This is a genomic window from Crocosphaera sp. UHCC 0190 (genome assembly GCF_034932065.1).
GTDB lineage: Bacteria > Cyanobacteriota > Cyanobacteriia > Cyanobacteriales > Microcystaceae > UHCC-0190.
Genome location: NZ_JAYGHP010000005.1, coordinates 228,179 through 250,009, shown reverse-complemented (window position 1 = coordinate 250,009; position 21,831 = coordinate 228,179). Strand labels below are relative to the sequence as shown.

The 21,831-nt window shown below is 39.3% G+C and carries 26 protein-coding genes, 1 other RNA gene and 1 pseudogene; 7 read left to right on the top strand and 21 right to left on the bottom strand.

From position 1 onward, the window contains the following. Positions 1-7: 7 nt before the first annotated feature. On the bottom strand, positions 8-787 hold the full coding sequence (locus VB715_RS10465) for a peroxiredoxin-like family protein (protein WP_323301139.1): 780 nt from the start codon (positions 785-787) through the stop codon (positions 8-10). A gap of 83 nt (positions 788-870) precedes the next feature. On the opposite strand from VB715_RS10465, the gene VB715_RS10460 reads away from it, so the two are divergent. From VB715_RS10460 to VB715_RS10450, 3 genes are all read left to right on the top strand, one after another. Continuing rightward, entirely contained in the window at positions 871-1,359 is a 489-nt protein-coding gene (locus VB715_RS10460; RefSeq protein WP_323301138.1) for an ATP-dependent zinc protease, read from the top strand. Between the two features lie 87 nt (positions 1,360-1,446). Next, on the top strand, positions 1,447-2,241 hold the full coding sequence (gene hisF / locus VB715_RS10455) for an imidazole glycerol phosphate synthase subunit HisF (RefSeq protein ID WP_323301137.1): 795 nt from the start codon (positions 1,447-1,449) through the stop codon (positions 2,239-2,241). Positions 2,242-2,310: 69 nt separating this feature from the next. Further along, positions 2,311-2,502 (top strand): hypothetical protein, encoded by a 192-nt coding sequence (locus VB715_RS10450; RefSeq protein WP_323301136.1) that lies wholly within the window; start codon positions 2,311-2,313, stop codon positions 2,500-2,502. A gap of 60 nt (positions 2,503-2,562) precedes the next feature. Here the strand turns inward: VB715_RS10450 and ffs are convergent. From ffs to lepA, 10 genes are all read right to left on the bottom strand, one after another. Next, an RNA gene (ffs, locus tag VB715_RS10445) (signal recognition particle sRNA small type) lies at positions 2,563-2,659 on the bottom strand. Positions 2,660-2,696: 37 nt separating this feature from the next. After that, entirely contained in the window at positions 2,697-2,993 is a 297-nt protein-coding gene (gatC, locus tag VB715_RS10440; protein ID WP_323301135.1) for an Asp-tRNA(Asn)/Glu-tRNA(Gln) amidotransferase subunit GatC, read from the bottom strand. Between the two features lie 62 nt (positions 2,994-3,055). Further along, positions 3,056-3,577 carry a photosystem I assembly protein Ycf3 gene (locus VB715_RS10435; RefSeq protein ID WP_323301134.1) on the bottom strand — a complete coding sequence of 174 codons (522 nt, stop codon included), beginning with the start codon at positions 3,575-3,577 and terminating at the stop codon, positions 3,056-3,058. A gap of 80 nt (positions 3,578-3,657) precedes the next feature. Continuing rightward, positions 3,658-4,596 (bottom strand): DNA cytosine methyltransferase, encoded by a 939-nt coding sequence (locus VB715_RS10430; RefSeq protein ID WP_323301133.1) that lies wholly within the window; start codon positions 4,594-4,596, stop codon positions 3,658-3,660. A 45-nt stretch (positions 4,597-4,641) separates the two neighbouring features. Continuing rightward, positions 4,642-5,355: a HindVP family restriction endonuclease gene (locus VB715_RS10425; protein ID WP_323301132.1), complete on the bottom strand. Its 714-nt coding sequence runs from the start codon at positions 5,353-5,355 to the stop codon at positions 4,642-4,644. A 69-nt stretch (positions 5,356-5,424) separates the two neighbouring features. Beyond that, a complete protein-coding gene (kaiC, locus tag VB715_RS10420) occupies positions 5,425-6,936 on the bottom strand; it encodes a circadian clock protein KaiC (RefSeq protein ID WP_323301131.1) in 1,512 nt (503 codons plus the stop codon). A 112-nt stretch (positions 6,937-7,048) separates the two neighbouring features. After that, a complete protein-coding gene (kaiB, locus tag VB715_RS10415; protein ID WP_323301130.1) occupies positions 7,049-7,342 on the bottom strand; it encodes a circadian clock protein KaiB in 294 nt (97 codons plus the stop codon). Positions 7,343-7,347: 5 nt separating this feature from the next. Further along, positions 7,348-8,232 carry a response regulator gene (locus tag VB715_RS10410; protein ID WP_323301129.1) on the bottom strand — a complete coding sequence of 295 codons (885 nt, stop codon included), beginning with the start codon at positions 8,230-8,232 and terminating at the stop codon, positions 7,348-7,350. A gap of 162 nt (positions 8,233-8,394) precedes the next feature. Beyond that, positions 8,395-8,736, bottom strand: a complete 342-nt coding sequence (locus VB715_RS10405) for a hypothetical protein (RefSeq protein ID WP_323301128.1) — start codon at positions 8,734-8,736, stop codon at positions 8,395-8,397. Between the two features lie 42 nt (positions 8,737-8,778). Next, positions 8,779-10,590 (bottom strand): translation elongation factor 4, encoded by a 1,812-nt coding sequence (lepA, locus tag VB715_RS10400; RefSeq protein ID WP_323301127.1) that lies wholly within the window; start codon positions 10,588-10,590, stop codon positions 8,779-8,781. 156 nt (positions 10,591-10,746) lie between these two features. On the opposite strand from lepA, the gene VB715_RS10395 reads away from it, so the two are divergent. The 4 genes from VB715_RS10395 to VB715_RS10380 are packed head-to-tail and all read left to right on the top strand — an operon-like array spanning position 10,747 to position 12,552. Beyond that, complete coding sequence (locus tag VB715_RS10395; RefSeq protein ID WP_323301126.1) at positions 10,747-11,142, top strand: hypothetical protein; 396 nt, start codon at positions 10,747-10,749, stop codon at positions 11,140-11,142. 38 nt (positions 11,143-11,180) lie between these two features. Beyond that, complete coding sequence (locus VB715_RS10390) at positions 11,181-11,360, top strand: hypothetical protein (RefSeq protein ID WP_323301125.1); 180 nt, start codon at positions 11,181-11,183, stop codon at positions 11,358-11,360. Between the two features lie 59 nt (positions 11,361-11,419). Beyond that, positions 11,420-12,181: a type I methionyl aminopeptidase gene (gene map, locus VB715_RS10385; protein ID WP_323301124.1), complete on the top strand. Its 762-nt coding sequence runs from the start codon at positions 11,420-11,422 to the stop codon at positions 12,179-12,181. Then, positions 12,181-12,552 (top strand): VOC family protein, encoded by a 372-nt coding sequence (locus tag VB715_RS10380; protein WP_323301123.1) that lies wholly within the window; start codon positions 12,181-12,183, stop codon positions 12,550-12,552. Before map ends, VB715_RS10380 begins: the two co-directional genes overlap by 1 nt. 116 nt (positions 12,553-12,668) lie before the next feature. On the opposite strand, the gene VB715_RS10375 is transcribed toward VB715_RS10380, so the two are convergent. The 10 genes and pseudogenes from VB715_RS10375 to VB715_RS10335 form a co-directional block, all read right to left on the bottom strand. After that, positions 12,669-13,367: a glutathione binding-like protein gene (locus tag VB715_RS10375; RefSeq protein ID WP_323301122.1), complete on the bottom strand. Its 699-nt coding sequence runs from the start codon at positions 13,365-13,367 to the stop codon at positions 12,669-12,671. A gap of 50 nt (positions 13,368-13,417) precedes the next feature. Further along, a pseudogene (locus VB715_RS21970) lies at positions 13,418-13,633 on the bottom strand (glutathione binding-like protein); the annotation flags it as partial. A gap of 144 nt (positions 13,634-13,777) precedes the next feature. Further along, positions 13,778-14,395: a heme-copper oxidase subunit III gene (locus VB715_RS10370; protein ID WP_323301121.1), complete on the bottom strand. Its 618-nt coding sequence runs from the start codon at positions 14,393-14,395 to the stop codon at positions 13,778-13,780. Positions 14,396-14,526: 131 nt separating this feature from the next. Beyond that, positions 14,527-16,194 (bottom strand): cytochrome c oxidase subunit I, encoded by a 1,668-nt coding sequence (ctaD, locus tag VB715_RS10365; RefSeq protein WP_323301120.1) that lies wholly within the window; start codon positions 16,192-16,194, stop codon positions 14,527-14,529. A gap of 28 nt (positions 16,195-16,222) precedes the next feature. Continuing rightward, the gene (locus VB715_RS10360) at positions 16,223-17,170 is read right to left on the bottom strand and encodes a cytochrome c oxidase subunit II (protein WP_323301119.1); all 948 of its coding nucleotides are present in this window, start codon (positions 17,168-17,170) and stop codon (positions 16,223-16,225) included. A gap of 274 nt (positions 17,171-17,444) precedes the next feature. Further along, the gene (locus tag VB715_RS10355; RefSeq protein WP_323301118.1) at positions 17,445-17,663 is read right to left on the bottom strand and encodes a hypothetical protein; all 219 of its coding nucleotides are present in this window, start codon (positions 17,661-17,663) and stop codon (positions 17,445-17,447) included. Beyond that, positions 17,660-17,983 carry a DUF4258 domain-containing protein gene (locus VB715_RS10350; RefSeq protein ID WP_323301117.1) on the bottom strand — a complete coding sequence of 108 codons (324 nt, stop codon included), beginning with the start codon at positions 17,981-17,983 and terminating at the stop codon, positions 17,660-17,662. Before VB715_RS10350 ends, VB715_RS10355 begins: the two co-directional genes overlap by 4 nt. 431 nt (positions 17,984-18,414) lie before the next feature. Next, a complete protein-coding gene (locus tag VB715_RS10345; RefSeq protein WP_323301116.1) occupies positions 18,415-19,809 on the bottom strand; it encodes a TldD/PmbA family protein in 1,395 nt (464 codons plus the stop codon). Between the two features lie 52 nt (positions 19,810-19,861). Beyond that, entirely contained in the window at positions 19,862-20,614 is a 753-nt protein-coding gene (locus VB715_RS10340) for a glycosyltransferase family 2 protein (RefSeq protein ID WP_323301115.1), read from the bottom strand. Between the two features lie 50 nt (positions 20,615-20,664). Further along, the gene (locus VB715_RS10335; RefSeq protein ID WP_323301114.1) at positions 20,665-21,717 is read right to left on the bottom strand and encodes a glycosyltransferase family 2 protein; all 1,053 of its coding nucleotides are present in this window, start codon (positions 21,715-21,717) and stop codon (positions 20,665-20,667) included. Between the last annotated feature and the right edge of the window lie 114 nt (positions 21,718-21,831).

Here is a 21,831-nt window from a genome sequence, read left to right as displayed (position 1 = left end):
GGTTAATTTAATCGTGAGAAGTGATTGATAAAAATGAAAGAGGATTACTCATATTTTCAGCAAAACCAAGAATTCCCTTTTCTCTATGTTCGTACAGTAAATCACCTTGAGCATCAAAGAAAAATGTTCCTCCTCGTTGAGTCAAATAATCGGCGTTGGGGACATAAGTTTGCCAATGACTGAGAACTTCGGTCATATTTCTTAATCTAATTGTAGCTAATTCAAAAGGTCGTTGAAAACCACTGCCACCTGCCAACTTAAAAAATGAACCTTTAATAGCTGGTAGAGGTTTAGCATGAATAACTTCTTGATCTGCAATTAGTTGTGGTGCTTTTTTATCTCCTCGATACCCACGAAAGACTTCTTTAAGTGTCCCCTGACTGCCAATTCCAGCACACATTAACATCAAATTTACCCAAGCATTTTGACTCTGATTCAGTCCTGGAATTTTCCAAGATAAACCTTGATATAGACCTAATTTTTGATGGATTTCTGCTTGAGGAGCAACAAATAACCATTCTCGATTAAATCCTGTATAATCACAAAATTTTAGACCAGATTGACGAGTTCCAATGGCGAACGATCGCCAGGTTATTCCTTTAGCAATAATTGCGGATGATTGCTTCTGTAACCACCAAGCATATTCCAGGGTATCAAAATCTCCTAATTGTGACCAAACCATTACCAATAAACGAGAACTTCCTTCACAACCGCTCAGTATCGGAACCATCATACCATCACTAACTCGTAATCCTTGAGTCTGTTTCAAGCAATTAAAAATATTCATAATTTTTGCTTCATACTAACAGCTTTTTAAAAGTACCATTCAACATTACAATATAACAAAAAAAAGGCTCTACGGAACTTGTTATGCTAAAACACAAAAAAAAAGAACAGAAATCTTTACTAATTATTGGATGGCGCGAATGGTTAGATTTACCAGCATTAGGAATCGCAGAAATTAAAGCTAAAATAGATACAGGGGCTAGAACATCAGCTTTACACGCCTTTCATGTAAAATCATTTGAAAAAGATGGCAAAGAAATGATTCGGTTTCAAGTTCATCCCTACCAAAAAGATAGTCATAATACTGTCACTGCCGAAGCAGAATTATTAGAATGGAGGCACGTCACCAACTCTGGGGGACATCAACAATTACGCCCTGTTATTGTAACCCCTGTCGAATTAGCTGGACAACTGTGGAATATTGAATTAACCTTAACTAACCGTGATGTTATGGGGTTTCGGATGTTGTTAGGTAGAGAAGCAGTAAAACAACGATTTCTAGTCGATCCTGGGGGGTCTTTTTTATTATCTGAGGCAAAAACAACAAAAAGTAGAAAACAGCCCCATCCTTAACCTATTTAGCTTAAATTCCCACTGAATTTAAGCTGAGGTGCAGCCAATTTGTGGAATGATAAAAAGAAATGTTAAAAACCATAACCTATGTTAGCAAAAAGAATTTTACCCTGTTTAGATGTTAATGCAGGCCGGGTGGTCAAAGGGATTAATTTTGTTGATCTTCAAGATGCCGGTGATCCCGTAGAACTGGCTAAGGCTTATAATGATGCGGGAGCCGATGAATTAGTCTTTCTCGATATCACCGCCACCCATGAGCAACGAGATACTATCATTGATGTGGTTTATCGTACCGCCGAAGTGGTATTTATTCCCTTGACGGTGGGGGGAGGGATCTCTTCCTTAGAACATATTAAACATTTGTTACGAGCAGGGGCTGATAAAATCAGTATTAACTCATCTGCCGTCAGAGATCCGGATTTTATTAATCGGGCCAGCGATCGCTTTGGTAAACAGTGTATTGTTGTAGCCATTGATGCCAGACGGCGTAACGATCCTAATAATCCTGGTTGGGATGTCTATGTCAGGGGAGGAAGGGAAAATACAGGCATTGATGCCATTAAATGGGCCCAAGAAGTCGAAAAACGGGGGGCCGGGGAGTTATTAATCACCAGTATGGACGCAGATGGAACCCAGTCCGGTTATGATTTAGCCTTAACCCGCACTATCGCTGAACTGGTGGAAATTCCTGTTATTGCCTCAGGGGGGGCCGGAAACTGTCACCATTTATATGAAGCGTTAACGGAAGGTAAAGCTGAAGCCGCTTTATTAGCCTCTTTGTTACATTATGGGCAATTAACCATTGCAGAAGTGAAACAGTATTTAAGCGATCGCCAGATTCCTGTGCGTCCCAACCCTGAACTCGTCTATAAAAAAGGTTAATTTATCAGTTAGCCGTTGTCAGATGAGAATTGTGTATTAAAATAGAAGAAAGTTAACATTTGTTAAAATATGTTGATTCCGATTCTAATATTTGATGTAGCTCTAGTTGCTTGGTCGCTGCATCTGATGCAGGAGGCCGTAGAGCAACAGGAATTCTCTCTCATGCTGGCGGGAACCCTTGTGGCCATGGCCGCGGCAGCCATGCTAGTTTTCTACTTTCTGATGGGTCATTGCTTAACTTATTTGACCCACGCTTCTTAATTCTTAATAAACTTAAATAAATCCTGATAACAAAACGATTAAGCTTAAAAATCAAAAACAAAAGACCCGGAGTTCACGCCTATCACAAGCATCCCGTATTGCTGCTACCTTCCGGTCCTGACAAAGTTTGGGCGTTGTAATCGCGTAAGTCCGAGTCATTTATTAGCATAACACACCAGGGAAGGAGATATCTTTTAGTCTTCGTCGGTGTTGAGAATTTGCGGAACTCGGAAAAAATCTCCCTCTTGGGCCGGTGCTTCTTGAAGTAAAGCCTCTCGGTCAACATAAAGTTGTAAGGTATCACTACGAGTAATGTTGCTGACTTCAATTGCCCTAGTGGTTGGCTGGACGTTTTCCGTATCTAATTCGCTCAATTGCTCGAAATATTCCAAAATACTATTTAATTGGGTAGCAAACTGTTCTTCTTCTTGGGGAGTAATATCCAAACGGGCTAGATGAGCAATTTTCTGAACTTGTTGACGATCAATCATTAATATTGTTCCTGGGATAGCAAAGATAAATCTCTATATCAAGTTTCAAGTGAGGGGAATATCTAGAAAAAGATATCCATTTCCGAGCGGCCAGTAATTTTCAGCCAATTTTGCGCTTCAATGTAATTATTAGGGGCTAAGCGAATAGCTTGTTTCCAGTATTCTGCCGCTTTATCAAAAAGAGCTTCTGCTTCGTTGTCGTTGCCTTCCCCTTTGGCTTTTTCTCCTTGATAGTGGTAAATTACGGCAACATTATTCAAGGCTGAGGGCATTTGGGGATTTAAGTCAATGGCTTCGTTATAATACTCTAGAGCTTTGGTATGTTCCCCATTACTGGCGTGGATAATGCCGATATTATAGAGAATGTAGCTGCGATCGTTGCCATCTTCTTCTAGTTTAAGAGCTTCATAATAGTTATCGAGAGCTTCAGCGTATTCTCCGTCAGCTTGGGCGGACATTCCATCTCGATAGTAGACAAAGGCTTCTTTTGCTTTTTGGTTAGCGGGCAGAATTTTGAGGATAATATCTGCCATAACGGTAAAAGACTTATCGATAAAATTATCATTGCGCTGAGTTCGTGGCATAATTCTGGCGTTGGTAACGAGGTAATGTCATTAGATCCTATCAAAATTTTACCCCTTCTTCCTTCATTCGTATTTTTTTGTTAAATTGGGAAGCTCAATTGTTGTATTGAGAGGGGTATTTTTTGCTGATTGTTAAGATAGTTAAGGATGGCTTTGGCGACATATTCCGCTAAGTTGACAGGAACGGCATTACCTATCATTTGTTCTAAGTCTGTTTTGGAACCTTCCCAGATAAAATCATCAGGAAAAGTTTGGATATAGCTTCTTTCTTTTGTGGTTAAAGGACGAATATTTGAGGATAAGGGAGCAACATCCCCTGGGTGTTGTTGATAAGTTTTAGGAATTGGGCGATTAACGCCTCTAATGGTTGGACTAGGTTCATCAATACTAAAAATTGCTCGTCTTTGATAACTTCTTGGATGTCTATAATAATATTTAATTCCCAGTTTATCACCTAAATAATCTCGAATTGTCATCGGGGTTGAGGATAAACTATTATCTAAATAAAAGTTTAATTCATGCTCATTTCCTTGATAAATGCCAATCCAGAAAAATCGCTTTCTTTTTTGAGGAACACTGCATAAACTAGCATCTAAAATTTTTTCTGTTATGCCATATCCTGCTTGTTGCAAAATCTCTTTTGACTGTTGATATTTTTGGGTTTTATTGAAACGCTCTACATTTTCTAAGACAAAAAACTTGGGCAAAACCTGAGCAATTATTTGACTAAAGGAAATTGTTAAATCTCCTCGTCCTAAGTTTTCATTGCGTTTTCCTGCACTCGAAAAATCTTGGCAAGGTGGCCCACCAATAATCAGATCAGGATTTAAAAGTCTAAAATGTTCTAAATATAATTTATATTGATTGAGATCCCATTGATAAATAGGATGTTTAAAATTTTGGCGATAAATATTAACCGCAGCTTCCCAATTATCATAGGCAGCTAGTATCCTATATCCCGCTTTTTGAAATCCCAATGATAGTCCACCACATCCAGCAAATAAATCAATAACTTTCATTTTTATAAATTTATTATAATTTCTTAACTACATTGTAAATCAAATTTAATCAAAAAGATTAGGTGTATTAAGAATAATTGCATCAAATCTTCTTTCTGGACTTAATAACTTTTGACCTCCTCCTAAAATTATATTACTAATTTCATCTCGTTTAATTCTTGGTTGAGTTAATTCATCTAATTCATTTATAATAGAAAGAACCAGACGAGGCGATGTCCAATCTTGAATTTGACTACAAATTGGGTCGAGATAAGATAGTAATATTGATCTGTTTTGTTGATAAGTTTTAGCAATACTAACTGCCAAATATACTATGGTTGGTGGTCTGACAACAATTTCACTTCCATATTGATTTTCTGACAACTCACAAGTTGTATTATCTGGTAAAGCAGTTAACTTAATTTCTATTCCTCTTAAACATAGATTTTGCTGTGACATATCAATGGTGACTAAATCAATCCTTGGTAGATTACCGATAACGATATCTTGATAAGGTATATAATCTCTTTCAAACGCAAAAAACAAGTTAGGAGAAGTATAATCCAAACCTAAAATTGAAGAAACGGAAATTTTATCATGATAAATCTCTAACTGATTATCAACTTTTAAGTAAACTGGGTCTAAATTTTTTTGACTCATGTAGCAAGCTAAAGCAGCAGGAAAAGAACTATTAAATTGGTTTTTACCCCAACTTATACTTTTAGTAAAATCTCTATTAGAGTGATCAATTCCGAACAAACCTGGCTTTATATTTCCCATGAAAAACTTACTACAAAAATTATTGTTGTAGGTAAAAGAGATAAAAAATCAACTCCCTTTTTTATCTCATTACTCAAACATATTACTTAACCTATCAACTTCATTTTGAGCAGTATACATAGGGGAACCGGATAAAATTCCTGTCACATTACGGAAAGGTTTACCAATGTGCATCCCTTGATGATCAATGGAAAATTCCCGAATATCTTTATCGTGCATAGAACCCCGCATTTTTAACACCGTAATTCCGCGCCGCATTTCCCCATACATTTCCACATAACGCAACAAAATAATTGAGTCTGTAATGGTTGAAATATGGGCCTCTGTAATCGATGAACCCCCCAATAAGTTCGGAGTAGTTGAGGTAAATAATCCCCCAATTTCTTTCTGTTTAATAAAAGAGGTTAAACCAATAATAAATTCTCGAAATCCTTTCAAGCTTGAAACCCGTTCTAACGCTGATAAACTATCAACTGCCACACGATTCGGTTTAAACTCGTCGATGGTTTCCTTCATATTAATCAAATGAGTTTCTAACCCTGTCGTTTCAGGATAACGACAGACCACCTTGAGTTTACCTTCCATTTCCATCTGCTCAAAATCAACCCCCCAACCAATAGCATTACGAAATAATTGTTCTCGACTTTCTTCAAAAGCAAAAATTAAACATCGTTCATTACTTTCAACCCCACCGGCCATAAATTCCGTCACCATTAAAGTTTTACCCGTTCCTGTGGCCCCAGAAACCAAAATAACAGAATCTCGGAAGAAACCACCGCCACACATCCGATCTAATTCTTCACTTCCAGAGGTAATCCGAATATTAGAAGATTTTTGTTCTAATTCAATCGCTGATAAGGGAACAATCACCACACCCCGACCAGGAATAATCGTAAAAGGATATTCTCCTTTTTGGTGATCAGTGCCGCGATATTTTAAAATTTCAATGGTACGACGACGCTTTTCATCGGCTAAAACATTTCGCAAAATCACCACATTATCTGCTACGAATTCTTCTACTCCATAGCGACTAATTTCACCGTATTCCTGGATTCTTTCCGCTGTCATAATGGCAGTTACGCCTAATTCTCTTAAGGCTGAAGCTAAACAAAATAGGTCATTTCTGACCTGTGCGCTATCGGTTAAATGACTAAAAATTGCCCCCAAAGAGTCCAGAGAAACCCGTTTTGCATCATATTTACGAATGGCGTATTCAATACGAGAAATTAACCCTCCTAGGTCATACTCTCCTGTCACTATCATCCGTTCCCCTGGTTGGGGTGAAGCATCCACAAAGGCCCATTTTCGTTCGAGTTCCCATTGGGCAATATTCCAGCCAAACCCCCGCATATTTTTGCGTAGAGCTTTGGGGGGTTCTTCAAAGGTGACAAATACCCCATTTTCTCCTCGTTTAATCCCTTCGACGAGAAACTGACAAGCAAAAATGGTTTTAGAACTGCCTGCGGTTCCAGCAATTAATGTGGCTCGTCCTTTGGGAAGTCCTCCTTCTGATAAAAAATCAAACCCAGGAATGGCAGTTTCTAATTTTTCAAGATAGTCTTTTTCGTTGTCTGGAGTCATCAGTTCTCAGTTCGTCTCTGCAAGGGTGAATGATGGAAAATGATTCAATGTTTATTGTGCCTGTTTCTTGGAGACTTGCCAAGGCAATTAGGGTAATGTTCAGGACTTTACCCTAAATCTTGTCTAGCTCTTGGGCGATCACATCTAAACCGAGTAAAACTTTTTGTGTATTAGACATATCGCCGATAATGCGCTGTAAGGGGGGTGGTAATTGTTTAATCAGGGTGGGGGTGACTAAAATCTTTTCTTGTTCGGCTTTTTGGGGTTGTTCTAGGACATCAATAATTTCTACGGTATATTGATCTTGGAGTTCTTCATGGCAAATCCGAAAAAGATTGGCGATCGCTCTTTTGGAATTGACGGTATTGCCTGTAATGTAGAGTTTTAAGTGATATTTTTGACTCATAATATTTAAGGATAGTCTGTTTTAGACGATATATTTATATTACTCAAGCCAATGTAATATTTACGATAAAAGGAAGCTAAATATCCCATTAATTCTACAATCATTAGTCTTCCTTCTGCTACATAAGCTTGAGCTTTAGCTACGGGGACATCTTGACTTTTTTCTTTTAAGATCTTGGTATGAATTTCAATGGCATCTCTGGGACTCGCTTTGAGAAAGCCTAATTTATCCCCCAAAGTTCTCAGTTGTTCAGACAGATTGTACTCAACTTTAAAGATTCGTTGTTCTATGGCTAATTCTAAGAGATTACCATAGGTCTGTGCAAGTTCTTCAAAGACATCTGGTAAGCTTTCTTGTAGGGGATAATTGCCAAATAATTTGGCGGTAATACTGGTATTACTACTGGATTTAACCAAGGCATCTAAATCGGCAAATTCTTGATTTTGTCGATTTTTTTGTTCTTCTTGGGCTATTTTACCCCGATACTGTTGTCGTTCAATGGCTAAGCGAATTTCATAAATTAATAAGTTACTATCAAGGATTTTAATTTGTAAATAACCATCGGCCCCTAACTGAAATGAGCGGACGACTAAACTTTCATCCTGACTCTCAGTTTCGACAATAAGAGGAAGATTCGGAAAATTTGTCCTGAGTTGGATCAAGGTATTAAATCCTTGACTATCTGGTAAGCTCAAATTGAGAAGAATAACATCAAAACTTTGCTCCTTGATACTAGGGATTGCTTCTGCTAAAGTGGGGATACAAGTAACAGGAAAGGTTAACCCTTGGGCTAAGGAACAGTTTTGAGCAGCGGAGAATAAATTTTCTAACAACTCAACGTTATCTAATTTATCTTCTATCAGCAAAACATGACAGATATCATTGGACATTATGATTGAGAAATTAAACCTCAGATAGAAAGGCCTTTCTATCCTGATATGTTTATCATAAACCGAATCTTGGTGCGATCACTCAAGAAAATTAATTGGTAATAGAGCTTAACTTCTATTATTGGGTCAAGGCGGGCTGCCATTCCTCATCAACCAAGACTTTCACATCAAATAAGTTTCTAGCCAAACCCTAGCCCCTCCCTTATCGTTTCTCTTCTCTTGAGAATAAAAGATCCTTGATGGGCCATAAATCTCCAAAGCATGACCATGAATCGCTGGGCCATGGCCCCGTTTAGCACTAATCACTGTCTTATTCGTCTTGTGGTTTGCATTGGTATCAATATTCTTTCGGAGTACCTTAATTACGGTTAAATCTTGCTTACGAGGCTTCTTGACTCGTTCTGACCAACGGGGTAATGGGCCTCTTTTCCCTTCAATAATCAAATGTTCTAAACTCGGTATAGTTTTTATTATGCCAAAAAAATCTAGAGACGTTTCATACAATGTCTCTAGTTAGAATTTGTGAAAAATGTTAAGTAATAATACTTATTGTTGTTCTAATTTCAGGACTGCCATAAAGGCTTCTTGGGGAACATCTACTGTCCCGATCGCTTTCATGCGTTTTTTCCCTTTGGCTTGTTTTTGCAGTAGTTTTTTCTTGCGGGAAATGTCCCCACCATAACATTTGGCCAAGACATCTTTTCGTAAGGCGGGAATATGTTCACTAGCAATAATTTTGGCACCAATGGCTGCTTGAATGGGAACCTTAAATTGATGACGAGGAATCAATTCTTTGAGCTTTTCTGTCAAGGCACGACCTACATAATAGGCCTTATCCCGATGAACAATCATGGCCAAAGCATCCACACTGTCCCCATTGACCAGAATCTCTAATTTGACTAAGGGATTTTCTCGATAGCCAATCAAATGATATTCCATACTGGCATAACCCCTGGTTCTTGACTTTAATTGATCAAAAAAGTCTGTCACCACTTCTGCTAAAGGTAACTCATAAATTACGGCGGTTCTGGATAGGGTAAAGTAGCGCATATCCTTGAAGATACCGCGCCGACCTTGACACAATTCCATCAAAGTCCCCACATAGGTTTCTGGAGTGATCATCTCCACCTGAACATAGGGTTCTTCCACCTTTTCCTGTTTTTGGGGAGGGGGTAGCAAACTGGGATTTTCAATTTCAAATACTTCCCCATCAATAGTCGTAACTCGATAAACCACAGAGGGAGCAGTGGTAATTAAATCGAGGTCATATTCCCTTTCCAAACGCTCTTGGACAATTTCCATGTGCAGTAAACCCAAGAACCCACAACGGAAACCAAACCCCATAGCACTCGAAGTTTCGGGTTCATAGGAAAGGGCTGCATCGTTGAGTTTTAGTTTTTCTAAGGCTTCTTTCAAGTCTCCATATTGATCTGCATCTGTGGGAAATAACCCACAGAAGACCATAGGTTTTGCTTCTGTATAGCCTGGTAAGGGTTCTTGGGACGGTTTTTGCGCTAAGGTAATGGTATCGCCCACCCTAGCATCTTCTACGGCTTTGATCGCAGCAGCGAAATAGCCCACCTCTCCTGCGTGGAGTTCATCTACCTGAATTTGGTTAGGAGAGAGAACCCCTAATTCATCAATTACGTATTCTTTTCCAGAGGCCATCAAACGGACGCGATCGCCTTTTTTCACCCGACCATCCATGACCCGAAAATAAACAATAACCCCCCGATAGGCATCATAATAACTATCAAAAATTAAAGCTCGTAGGGGTTCATTCACCGTATCCTGGGGCGGAGGAACCAGATGAACGATAGATTCTAAAATCTCATCCACCCCAATTCCCGCTTTAGCAGAGGCTTTAATGATATTACTGCAATCTAGACCCACGACTTCTTCTATTTCATTGGCCACCCGTTCGGGTTCTGAGCCTGGTAAGTCAATTTTATTTAAAACTGGAATAATTTCTAAGTTATTTTCTAAGGCAAGATAAACATTGGCCAGGGTTTGCGCTTCTACCCCTTGGGAGGAATCTACCACTAATAAGGCCCCCTCACAAGCTGCCAAAGAACGGGAGACTTCATAGGAAAAGTCCACGTGGCCAGGGGTATCGATGAGGTTGAGGACGTATTTTTGACCATCTTTGGCTGTATAGTTCATCCGCGCAGCTTGGAGTTTGATGGTGATTCCCCGTTCCCGTTCTAGATCCATGTTATCGAGGAATTGCTCTTTCATCTGTCGTTGTGCGACAGTGTCGGTCACTTGCAACATCCGATCCGCTAAGGTGGACTTACCGTGATCGATATGGGCGATGATGGAGAAGTTGCGAATGCGAGAAACAGGAACGTCGGTCATAGAGGGTGTGGTTGGGGTGAGTTTGCAGAAATTAGCCTACTGTAACTTAATTGTAATATCGATTTTCCCAAAACGCTGCTAAGATTCTCTAAACTTGAAAGTAATTCTGCCATTTAGAAAATTATTAACAGTTTAATTTAGCATTATTTAGGGGTCATGATGATGATTATTGATGCTAGTCAACCCTCAGTTAAACCCCAAAAGGCAGTTATTTTTATTCCTGGGTTTAAATATCATGGTTTGTCTAACTTTCTATTAGATAAAACACAAAAAGAGTCCCGATTTTTTCAAGCTTATCGAGAATCAACTCAGGATAATCTTCAGATCAAGCAAGTCGGGTTAACTTCTTGTGTACTTGACATTTATGAGGTTGATTGGACAGAAGATATCCCCCAAGTTAGTTCTAATAATTTACAAAAATTATTCTTAAATATATTGTCTCAAAATGTTTTAAAAATTGAATTAAACTCAATCAAAATAATCAACTTGGTACTCATTGTTGGATTGATTACTGGGCAGAATTTGATTGGTATTGTACTAAAATTTCACTGAAATTATTTAAACCATCTCATTTAGAGAATGACATAATCATGACTAGATTACAACGAAATGAAGTATTTTATCCAATGAAAAATATTATTGATCGCTTTACAGGAAAATATCATTTAATTTATTTTGAAGATGAATCTTATGTGAAAAATGAACAAGGCGAACCAATTTCAGTTCTGGAGAGAATATTTAATCTTATCACCCAAATTAATGTTAATTGAGAACCAAATTTTGTTATTATAGTAGAAACTTTATATTTAAACATTCTCAGACAAAACCCATGGGAGAAACCATCACCCTATTATCTAAACGCGAAATTGAAAAAATGCGTCGGGCCGGACGTTTAGCAGCGCAGTTACTAGAACATTTGGCCCCCATGGTGAAACCTGGGGTAAGTACCTTAGAACTTAATGATGAGGCGGAAAGATGGACACAAGCTCATGGGGCAAAAAGCGCACCCCTAGGCTATCATGGCTTTCCTAAATCTATTTGCACTAGCATTAATCATGTCATTTGTCATGGCATTCCCAACGAAAAACAAATTCTTCAAGACGGGGATATTATTAACATTGATGTCACCCCAATTTTAGATGGTTATTATGGTGATACTTCCAAAACTTTTATCGTAGGAACCCCTTCCCCTCTGGCTAAAAAATTAGTAGAAGTGACAGAAAAATGTTTAATGCAAGCCATTGAAAGCGTTAAACCTGGGGGCAAAATTGGAGATATTGGGGCTGCTATCCAAGAATGTGCCGAACCTCAAGGCTTTTCAGTGGTGCGAGATTTTGTGGGCCATGGTATTAGTAATGTTTTTCATACGGCTCCTCAAGTTCCCCATTATGGTACCAGAGGAAAAGGGAAACGGTTACGGCCAGGTATGGTGTTTACGATTGAACCGATGATCAATGAAGGAACCTGGGAAGGGATTATTCTAGATGATGGTTGGACGGCTATTACCAAAGATGGTAAATTATCGGCACAGTTTGAACATACCATTGCCGTCACAGAAACGGGTGTGGAAATTCTAACCCTTTTAGAGTAATGGGATTAGCTTACACTAATGCTTTTGTCGCTTTAGCTGCCACAAACTTTGAACAGGTGGTGCAGTTTTATCATCAACTTTTATCCCAAACCCCTCACCCTTATCAACCCGGCCGTTATGCAGAATTTCAGCTTGTGGGGTTACGGTTAGGGATTTTTCAGCCAAAACCCACTCATCAAGAGGAGTTTAGCCACTCATTAGGAAGTGGGATCAGTTTGTGTTTAGAAGTCAAGAATTTAGAAGCAGCGATCGCCTTATTAATAGAGATGGGTTATCCCCCACCTGGAAGCATCAATACAGCATCCCACGGCCGAGAAATTTATGGTTACGATCCGGCTGGCAACCGTTTGATTTTACATCAATCAAGTTAAGAATTGCTGAGCCGCTGACCTTTTGAGAACGGAGATCAATGACTAAAAGTGAGTTAATGGGATACAGAATCAGAAAAACTCTCACTTTTAGACTAATAATAACAGTTCAAAAAAAATCAATCAAGAGAGGTTCGCCGCCCTTGGCCAAACAAAATTTTGCTAGACTCTGATGTAACGGTGGCTTCTGTTTTAAGTTCATGGGCGATCGCATAAGCCTTTTGTACTGCTGAACGATTTTTTATGGTTTCAAACCATCCCTTAACATGGGGAAAATCTGCCAAGTTTTGTTGTTGTTGTTGATGAGGCACAATCCAGGGATAGACTGCCATGTCTGCAATTGAGTAATCTCCTGCAATATATTTTTTGTCCTTGAGGCATTGATCAAGAACACCATAAAGACGTTCTGTTTCTTTGACATATCTCTCAATGGCATAGGGAATTTTTTCAGGGGCATAGTTACTAAAATGATGATTTTGCCCTAACATCGGCCCTAATCCCCCCATTTGCCAAAATAACCATTGCATCACTTCAACTTGTCCCCGGATGTCTGTAGGTAAGAATTTCTGTTTTTTTTGCGCTAAATACTGCAAAATTGCCCCTGATTCAAACACAGTAATGGGTTCTCCTGAGTCTTCGGGAGAGTGATCAACAATAGCAGGGATACGATTATTAGGGGAAATTTTGAGAAACTCAGGGGAAAATTGCTCTCCTTTGCTAATATTAATCAAATTGAGCCTATATTCTATCTGAGCTTCTTCGAGAAAGATGGTAATTTTATGGCCGTTGGGGGTTGTCCAATAGTAAAGGTCAATCATAATTGATAAAAAGGGTTGAATTTAGCAAATTTTTAGCAAGAAGAAGCCATTTAGACAGAATACCCCAGTGCTTGCTGAGGATAAGCGTCAAAGGCATTTAACAAACGCTCACGCCAAAGATACACTGGATCATCAGGATTGAGCAAGGATATAGGACAAATAGCCCTAGCCCACTGAAAAGGAGCAAAAGCCACATAATCAGCGAAATTTGGGGTTTCTCCTGCAAGATAGGGCTGATATTCTAGGGTTGCTCTTAAGGGGGAGAGACTATTTCTTAAACACTACCAATCCGTAGAGCTATAAAATACGCTTCAATCTATGATTAATCTTAGTCAAGCCAATAAAAAAACCGGGTTTTTCCAACAGATAAATATCCGAAAAAACCCAGTTAATTATCACTTTAACTGGCTTTATAGTAAGTAAACCAGAATAAACAGAATAATCCAAACCACATCAACAAAGTGCCAATAAAGTTCGGCTGCTTCCACCCCAAAAAAGGACTGACTGCTATAATGACCTTCTTGGCGAGAACGCCATAAAACAGCGAGAGTTAATAACAGTCCAAAAGTCACATGAAGACCATGAAACCCTGTTAAAGCATAGAAACAACTGGCAAATAAATTAGTGGTTAACCCCATCTCTAGATGGAAGTATTCATACATTTGGCCCATGAGGAAAATAATACCCATTACCGCAGTAATGCCGAACCAAAATTGTAACCCAGAAACATCATCTTTTTTAATGGCAGCTTGTCCTTTGTGCATGACAAAACTACTAGAAACAAGAATGATAGTATTAATCCCTGGTAACAATAATTCCAATTCAGGAGTACCTTCTGGGGGCCAAACAGGCATCACTGTTCGATAAATGATAAAAGCCGTAAATAAGCCCAGAAAAATTGCACTTTCAGCCACTAAAAATAGGGCAATACCAAACAGTCTGTGATCGGGATGACTACCATGATGGCCAGACTCTCCACCATGCTCAGTAACGGTGCCGTGGGGTTGTTGAATTGCTGATCCTTGCATAGCGAACTTAAGGGTTGAAATGATTTAATGACAAATGAGAACAGAAGAAAAAAAAGAGTAAGAATGTCAGACAATTAATTGTCAAAAGTAGGGGCATAAGAGATTATTTATGCCCACGAATGAAAGCAAAACTATTTCGAGTTAGCACCCACTTCCGCCAACATTTCTTCAACAGATTCTTCAGAATCCACCCCTTCAGAATCAGTACCATAATCGTAGGGGCCAGCCCATAAAATAGGTTCTTCATCGAAGTTTTCAATGGCAGGGGGAGAAGAAGTTTGCCATTCCAACGTAAAGGCCCGCCAGGGGTTACGTCCGGCTTTTTCTCCTTTAGTCAAACTGAGGAAAATGTTAATCACAAAGGGAACACTTGATAGGGCCAATATATAAGCACCCAAAGTACAAAGTTGATTCAAAGGTTGGAATTGAATGTCATATAACGCAATGCGACGATTCATCCCTAATAGCCCTAATTCGTGCATGGGCAAAAAGGTAATATTTAGCCCAATAAATATGAGAGCAAAGTGAGCTTTCCCTAAAGGTTCATTGATCATTCGTCCCGTCATTTTCGGGAACCAATGATAAAATCCTGCAAACAGTCCCATCGCTGCCCCCCCAAACAGGACATAGTGGAAGTGTCCCACCACAAAATAGGTGTCATGGACATGGATATCAAAGGGAAGTGAGGATAACATAACCCCAGTTAATCCCCCCATCACAAAGGTGGCCACAAACCCTACACCAAACAACATAGCCGTGTTGAGGTTTAATTTACCGCCCCAAATAGTCGCACACCAACTAAAGACTTTAATCCCGGTGGGAACGGCAATCAACATGGTAGCGGCCATGAAGAAGATTCGCAACCAGCCAGGAGTTCCACTGGTAAACATATGGTGGGCCCAAACGATTAAGCCAAGGAAACTGATGGCTAAACTGGAATAGGCGATCGCACGATAACCAAAGATGGGTTTACGGGCATGAACGGGTAGAACTTCAGAAATTACCCCAAAGAAGGGTAAGATCATGATATAAACGGCAGGATGGGAGTAAAACCAGAACATATGCTGGTAAACCACCGGATCACCCCCTCCTGTGGGATTAAAGAAGCTAGTTCCTGCAATTAAATCAAAGGATAACAGCACTAAGGCCGCTGCTAATACAGGGGTGGATAAGAGAATCAAAGCAGAAGTGGCCAGCATTGCCCAACAAAATAGGGGCATACTGTGCAAATCCATATCTTTGATCCGCATTTTCAAGATGGTGGTAATAAAGTTAATTGACCCCAAAATTGAGGAAGTTCCCACCAATAATACGCTTAAAATCCAAATTTCTTCGCCCCAGACCCCACTAACTAAACTGAGGGGGGGATAGGAAGTCCAACCCGATTGAGCGGCCCCTTCAGGGAGGAAGAAACTGAGTAGCAGGAGAATACCTCCAGGGGGAGTTAACCAAAACGCTACCGCATTGAGGGTAGGAAAAGCCATATCATCGGCCCCTACCATTAGGGGGATCAGATAGTTGGCAAAAGCGGCCCCTGCGGGTACGATCCATAAGAAGATCATGATCGTGCCATGAATGGTCATGAATTGGTTATACATGACGGGGGTAACGAAATCGGGATCGGGGGTTGCTAATTCGGTACGAATAATTTCAGCAAAGGCCCCACCGACGAAGTAGAAGACGAAGGAAGTGACGAGATATTGGATACCAATCACCTTATGATCCGTGCAGAAGGTGAAATAATCCGTCCATTTCCTTTGTTGGTGTTCCATTTGGGTTGATTCGACAGTAATTGTCATAGAAGGTTCAATGAATCGATAGAATTCCTTAGAAATGGTGATGGTGGCCGACTAATTGGGCCACAGTTTCCGATTTGATACCCATTTCTTGAGCATAAGGGCTTAAGAATTCCCCATCGGAGAGGGTTTGGGGATTCACAGGGATGGTTTCATCCAAACGGGCCTCTTGAACGGGTTTATTGCTTTCTTCCCATTGGGCGTAAGTCTCTGCATTCTCGACGTAGAGAACAGATTTCATGCCACCATGATAGGCCCCGCATAATTCAGCACAGATGATGGGGTAGTTGCCTTCAAGGTTCGCTGTAAAGCCGATAATTGCTTCCCGTCCAGGGATCGCATCTTGTTTTAAGCGCAGTTGAGGAACCCAAAAGGCGTGGAGAACATCTCCCGCGTTGAGGTTAAGTCTTACTGGTCTATCTTTGGGAACATGGAGTTCACCGGAGACAATACCCGTATCAGGATAGGTAAAAATCCAAGCGTATTGAATGGCCTTGACCTCCACGACTAAGGGAGGGTTGTCGCCGTTTTCATCGAAAGATCTGCCAATTCCCAAGGCAAGCTGATGATTATGCCCCTCCATGGCGATTTGTTGAGGGCCCGCATTACCAGAAGTCATGGGATCAAGTCCCCCCATATTGTTATAAGCCTCGAAGCTATAGATGGCAAGGATAAAAACAATAATGGTAGGAATGGCTGTCCAAAGGATTTCTAAAGGGACATTGCCTTCAATGGGGGGGCCATCGGTTTGATCCCCTTGACGGCGACGAAATCTAATGACACTGTAGATGAGAACCCCTTCTACTAACAGAAAGAGGAAGGTGGCAATGGTCATCATAAAGCTGAATATATTGTCCACCTGTTTTGCATCCTCAGACGCAGCTACTGGCATCAGGCCATGATTTTGACCATACCAAAGACTGATTAAAGTAATGAGGACACCAACGATTAGGGTGATAATGTTACTTGGAATCTTCACAGTTGTTGATGGGGGGTAGACGATTACCTATCTAATAACGGTAAGGCCAACTTCTGGAAATGATGAGGTTTTTTAGGACAGATTTAAGGATCTTTTGTTTTTCTTTAGGATCTTATGGGGTCAGGGTTTCAGGGAATTGGGAAGATTAGATTAAGGGGAGATAATCGAGTTTTTTTTTTGATAAGCGATCGCTTGCTAATTTTTGTTTTTTTTAAGGTTTAAAGGGGCGAAAAAAGTCCACTATCAGTTTTTTGTGGGAATTGGTGCGGAGAAGTCAATATACCCTAACAGGTGTTAGATGATAAATACAGGCAAGTTTAGCAGCCGTTTTCAGATCATTTTGACGTAAGGCTAAACGTACATTATCTAATTTTTCAGCATCTTCAAGAGATAAATAAGGCGACCATTCATCATCATTGTAAGTCATGGTTACTTCAATTTCTGCCATATATTCTCCTTCATGAATAATTTTAGTTTGAATTTTAGTTTTCATCTTTTTCTCCTCATAAAATTGTTTTTCCAAAGGTTAGGATCTGGTCGATAAGCTGTAATTAAAACCGCAGGAGATTCAGCATTTTTAGGAATTCCCCAGAGAACATGAATCGGCTGATTTTGAGCGTCTTTTTGTAAGACTAACACACAAGCTCCTTTAGGATAATCGGGATAGTCTTCTATAATTTTAGCCTCTATTATACTATTAATAATATCTCTGACAAAAATATTGTCATTAGCCAGTTCATCATAACCATGTGCTGATATTTTAATCTCCTGATTTTTAACGAGTTTTAGAATTTTTGTAAATGTCTGACTCATATAATTAAATATTAATTTCACATTGTTGGGTTTCATGGTTAAAGCCAACTGATGAGATGGATGATCATACTGTCATAAAAGTAATTTTGCTTCAGTTTACATTTTCATTATGGCTCTCTTCTTGACTTATTGTCACGCTTTAGTATTGGGATGGTTTTATACCGAACGTTCAGTACATAATTTACCCTAAAATGCCAAACAACTTGGATTAACATTAGAAGATTTTCAATCCAATTATCGTGGACTTTACGAGCTTTATATGGACAATAAAGTTATTATGCTGCGCCTTATACATATAAACAATGTGCATTTGTCTTGAGATTTGAACAAACAATAAAGAATAAAGTGAGCAATGCCCACCCTACATTAATAATAGTATAAGGCCTCAAAGAATTAGTTCAATTGTCAAATCAACTTAAAAGCTGAACAGTTTATTCAGCTTCTCCCCCAATTACTACATCATTAATTCTTAAACTTGGGCCCCCACAACCAACAGCTAAACCACTTTGTCCCCCTTTACCACAACCCCCAGATTCATCCCAATAAAAATCATCGCCGATCGCCTCAATATTTGCTAAGGTTTTAAACACATTGCCCGACAAAGTAACATCTCTAACGGGTTCAGCAATTTGCCCATTTCTTATCATCCAAGCTTCCCCTGCACTAAAAGTAAACATCTCTCCATTTGTCATTCCTCCTAACCAATTTTTAGCATAAACTCCTTCTTTAATGTTCAAAAATAAATCCTTAACTGGGGTATTTCCTCGCTCGATCCAAGTATTAGTCATCCGAACTAAAGGAGGATAATGATAATTCAAACAGCGAGCATTTCCGGTCGGATGTTCTTCTAATTTTCCTGCGGTTTCACGGGAATGTAATCGCCCCACCATGACACCATTTTCAATTAATTGGGTGGTAGTTGCGGGGACACCTTCATCATCATAAAAATAACTACCGCGATGCCCTTGAGGTGCTGCCCCATCAAAAATTTGTAAACTTTCTGGGCCGAACGTTCGGCCCAGACTCATCACTTCCAAAAGATCGGGATTTTCGTATAACATATCCGCTTCGGAGAGGTGGCCAAATGCCTCATGAACGAACAAACCTGTTAAAACGGGGTCGATCACCACTGTGTAGCGATCGCCTTTGACGGGGGGCAAAATTAGAGCATTGACGGCCCGTTTACCGGCCCCTTGTACCTGTTCATCCAATCTCATTAAATCTTCATAACCGCGCCGTGATCCGGTGGTTTCCCTTCCTGTTTGCACCTTATCCCCATTTCTCGCAGTGGCCGAAAAACGCATTTCGAGATCGGCCCATGATTGCTCAATTAACGTGCCTTCTGATGTGGCTAAAATAATGTTTTGGGTACTGTCTCCATAACGGACGGTAGTGGTGGTAATTTGGTCGCTAAGACGGCGTAAAATGTCGTTATAGTGGTCACACAGTGCCTTTTTTTCTGATAAGGGAACCTGACGGGGATCTCGTCCTGTGAAGGGTAACTGACAGGTTGCTTGAATGGGGTCAATAGGTGCGAGTATAGTTTCCTCATCTCCTACCATTCTTGCTGCGGCGATCGCTTCTTCTATGCGTTGAGGTAAGGTAGATAATTGGTTAAAGGTGGCAAACCCCCACCCTCCTTTATAACAGGCTCTGACTTGTCCTCCTGTAGAAATGCCTTCGCTGAGGGTATCTATTTTGTCTCCCCGTAACATGATGCTGGTGCCTTGGGAGGTTTCGAGACGAATGGCTAAATAATCCACGCGATCACGGTTTTTGGTAATTAAATCAGTGAGGATGTTCTTATAGTTAGCAAGATCAGTCATAGTTGCAGAGTAGAATTCTAGTAACGTTTTAATACCCTTTTGCATTCTAGGTTCACCCGTTTTGGCGACGGAACCAAAATAAACGATTAAATATACGATTAATTTTGCGATAAACCAGGTAGTTCATAAAGTATTTTCTTTTCAATAACGATAATTCATCGTGTATGGGATCTTTGATCTCTTTTCTAGAACTCAAACCGCCACCACTGAAACCAGCAATAGTTAAATCTAAATAGTAAACTTTTGTACTGGAAAAAAATCTCATATTCATTTCCCAGTCAGAACAAACTGGATATTTGAGGTTATACTTTCCCAATCTTTTAAAAAGAGAACGCCTGTAAAAAATAGACTGATGGCAAATGTTTCTTCGTAACAATTTTTCTAGATTAAATTCACCGTCATAAATTTGACCAGCTTTACCTAAACCAATAATATCATCTAAGATTATAACATTGCCATACAACAAACCAATTTCCTCTGGAATAGAGCCTGTAAAAATCTTTTGGAAGGTATTATTCTCATAAATTAGATCATTACTTCCTAAAAAGAGTAGCCATTCTCCACTAGACATATCTATACCTTTATTCATCGCATCATAAGGACCATCATCTTTTTCCGTAAGGAATTTTATAAATTCAAAACGCCTACAATATTCCCGAATGATGTTAATTGTATTATCATTGGAACTTCCATCAACAATGCAAATTTCATAGTCCCTATAGTCTTGATTAATTATTGATTCAAGAGAAGTGGCAATGGTTTCTTGAGAATTATATGTTGGAATAATAACTGAAATTTTTGTCATGATTATATAAATACAAATACTGATCAGAAATATTGCTCCGATTGAACATTCTAGGCATCGCAGCATAGAGAAATATCTGGTTCTAAACCTAATCTTTTTAATTCTTGTCGAATATAAGTAAAGTCATCACTTTGATTTCTGGGGAACAAAGTTCTACGGTATAGAAACTCTACTAAAAATGTCGGACTAATCTGAAATAAATTCCAAACATATATAACCTTGTCATGAAATTTATTGGTTTCTTTAATCCCTGCTCTTAATTGCTGTCTTTTATAAATAAAGAGAAGTTTTTCTAGACGCAATCGTTGGTAAAATTCAGGATTATATTTCTTAAGAATCGGTAAAGCTGCTTGCACCATTTCTATAAATCGAACTTTCTGATCTGAAGTTTTATGTGCTTCAATATTAGTTGATTGTTGGGAATGAATACGCCATGCTACTAGAGTCTCTGGAATGTGCAAAGTATTACAGACTAAAGCAGCCCGCATTCCCCATTCAAAATCTCCTTCTGGTCCCCAATCTGAACGAAATAATCCTACTTTATCGAACACCGAACGGCGAATTAATAACTGTAATGGACCAAAATAAACTGTACCAAGAGCGCAGTAAAGAATCCCATCATAAGGAGCGAAACGAATATGACTTTTATTTATTAAGTCACCGTAAAACTGTGAGGATGCTAATCTCTCCCAATATCCTTTTAATGTTTTCCCCTTAGTATCAATTATTTCACACTTTACATGACAGATATCACATTCGGGATATTTCTCTAACCCTCCTATCATTTTTTCCAAACAATCGGGCTTCATTGTATCATCATTAGTAGCAATGTAAATATACTCCCCACGAGCTAAACGAATACAATTATTCCAGTTTACATATATTCCTTCTCTCGGAGCTTGAGAAATCTTCAAACGAGAATCTTTTTGGGCAAATTCTTCGATCAATTGCCAAGCACCATCATCTGAATAGTTATCAATAATGACTAATTCCCAGTCAGTAAAAGTTTGGTTAAGTATTGTCTGAAGTCTTTCTTCCAGGTATTGTCTATTGTTCAGACTCGGTAAGACTATTGAAATTTTAGGAGTTTTAAGGTGTTCCATTAGGTTTTTAAATCGGCGTTGCTGAATAAACAGTGACGGAAAAAACTAAAGTGTTTCCGCCATCTAGATCATGAAATACTGTTTTATTTTACCTCTCACGACACAAGATTTACA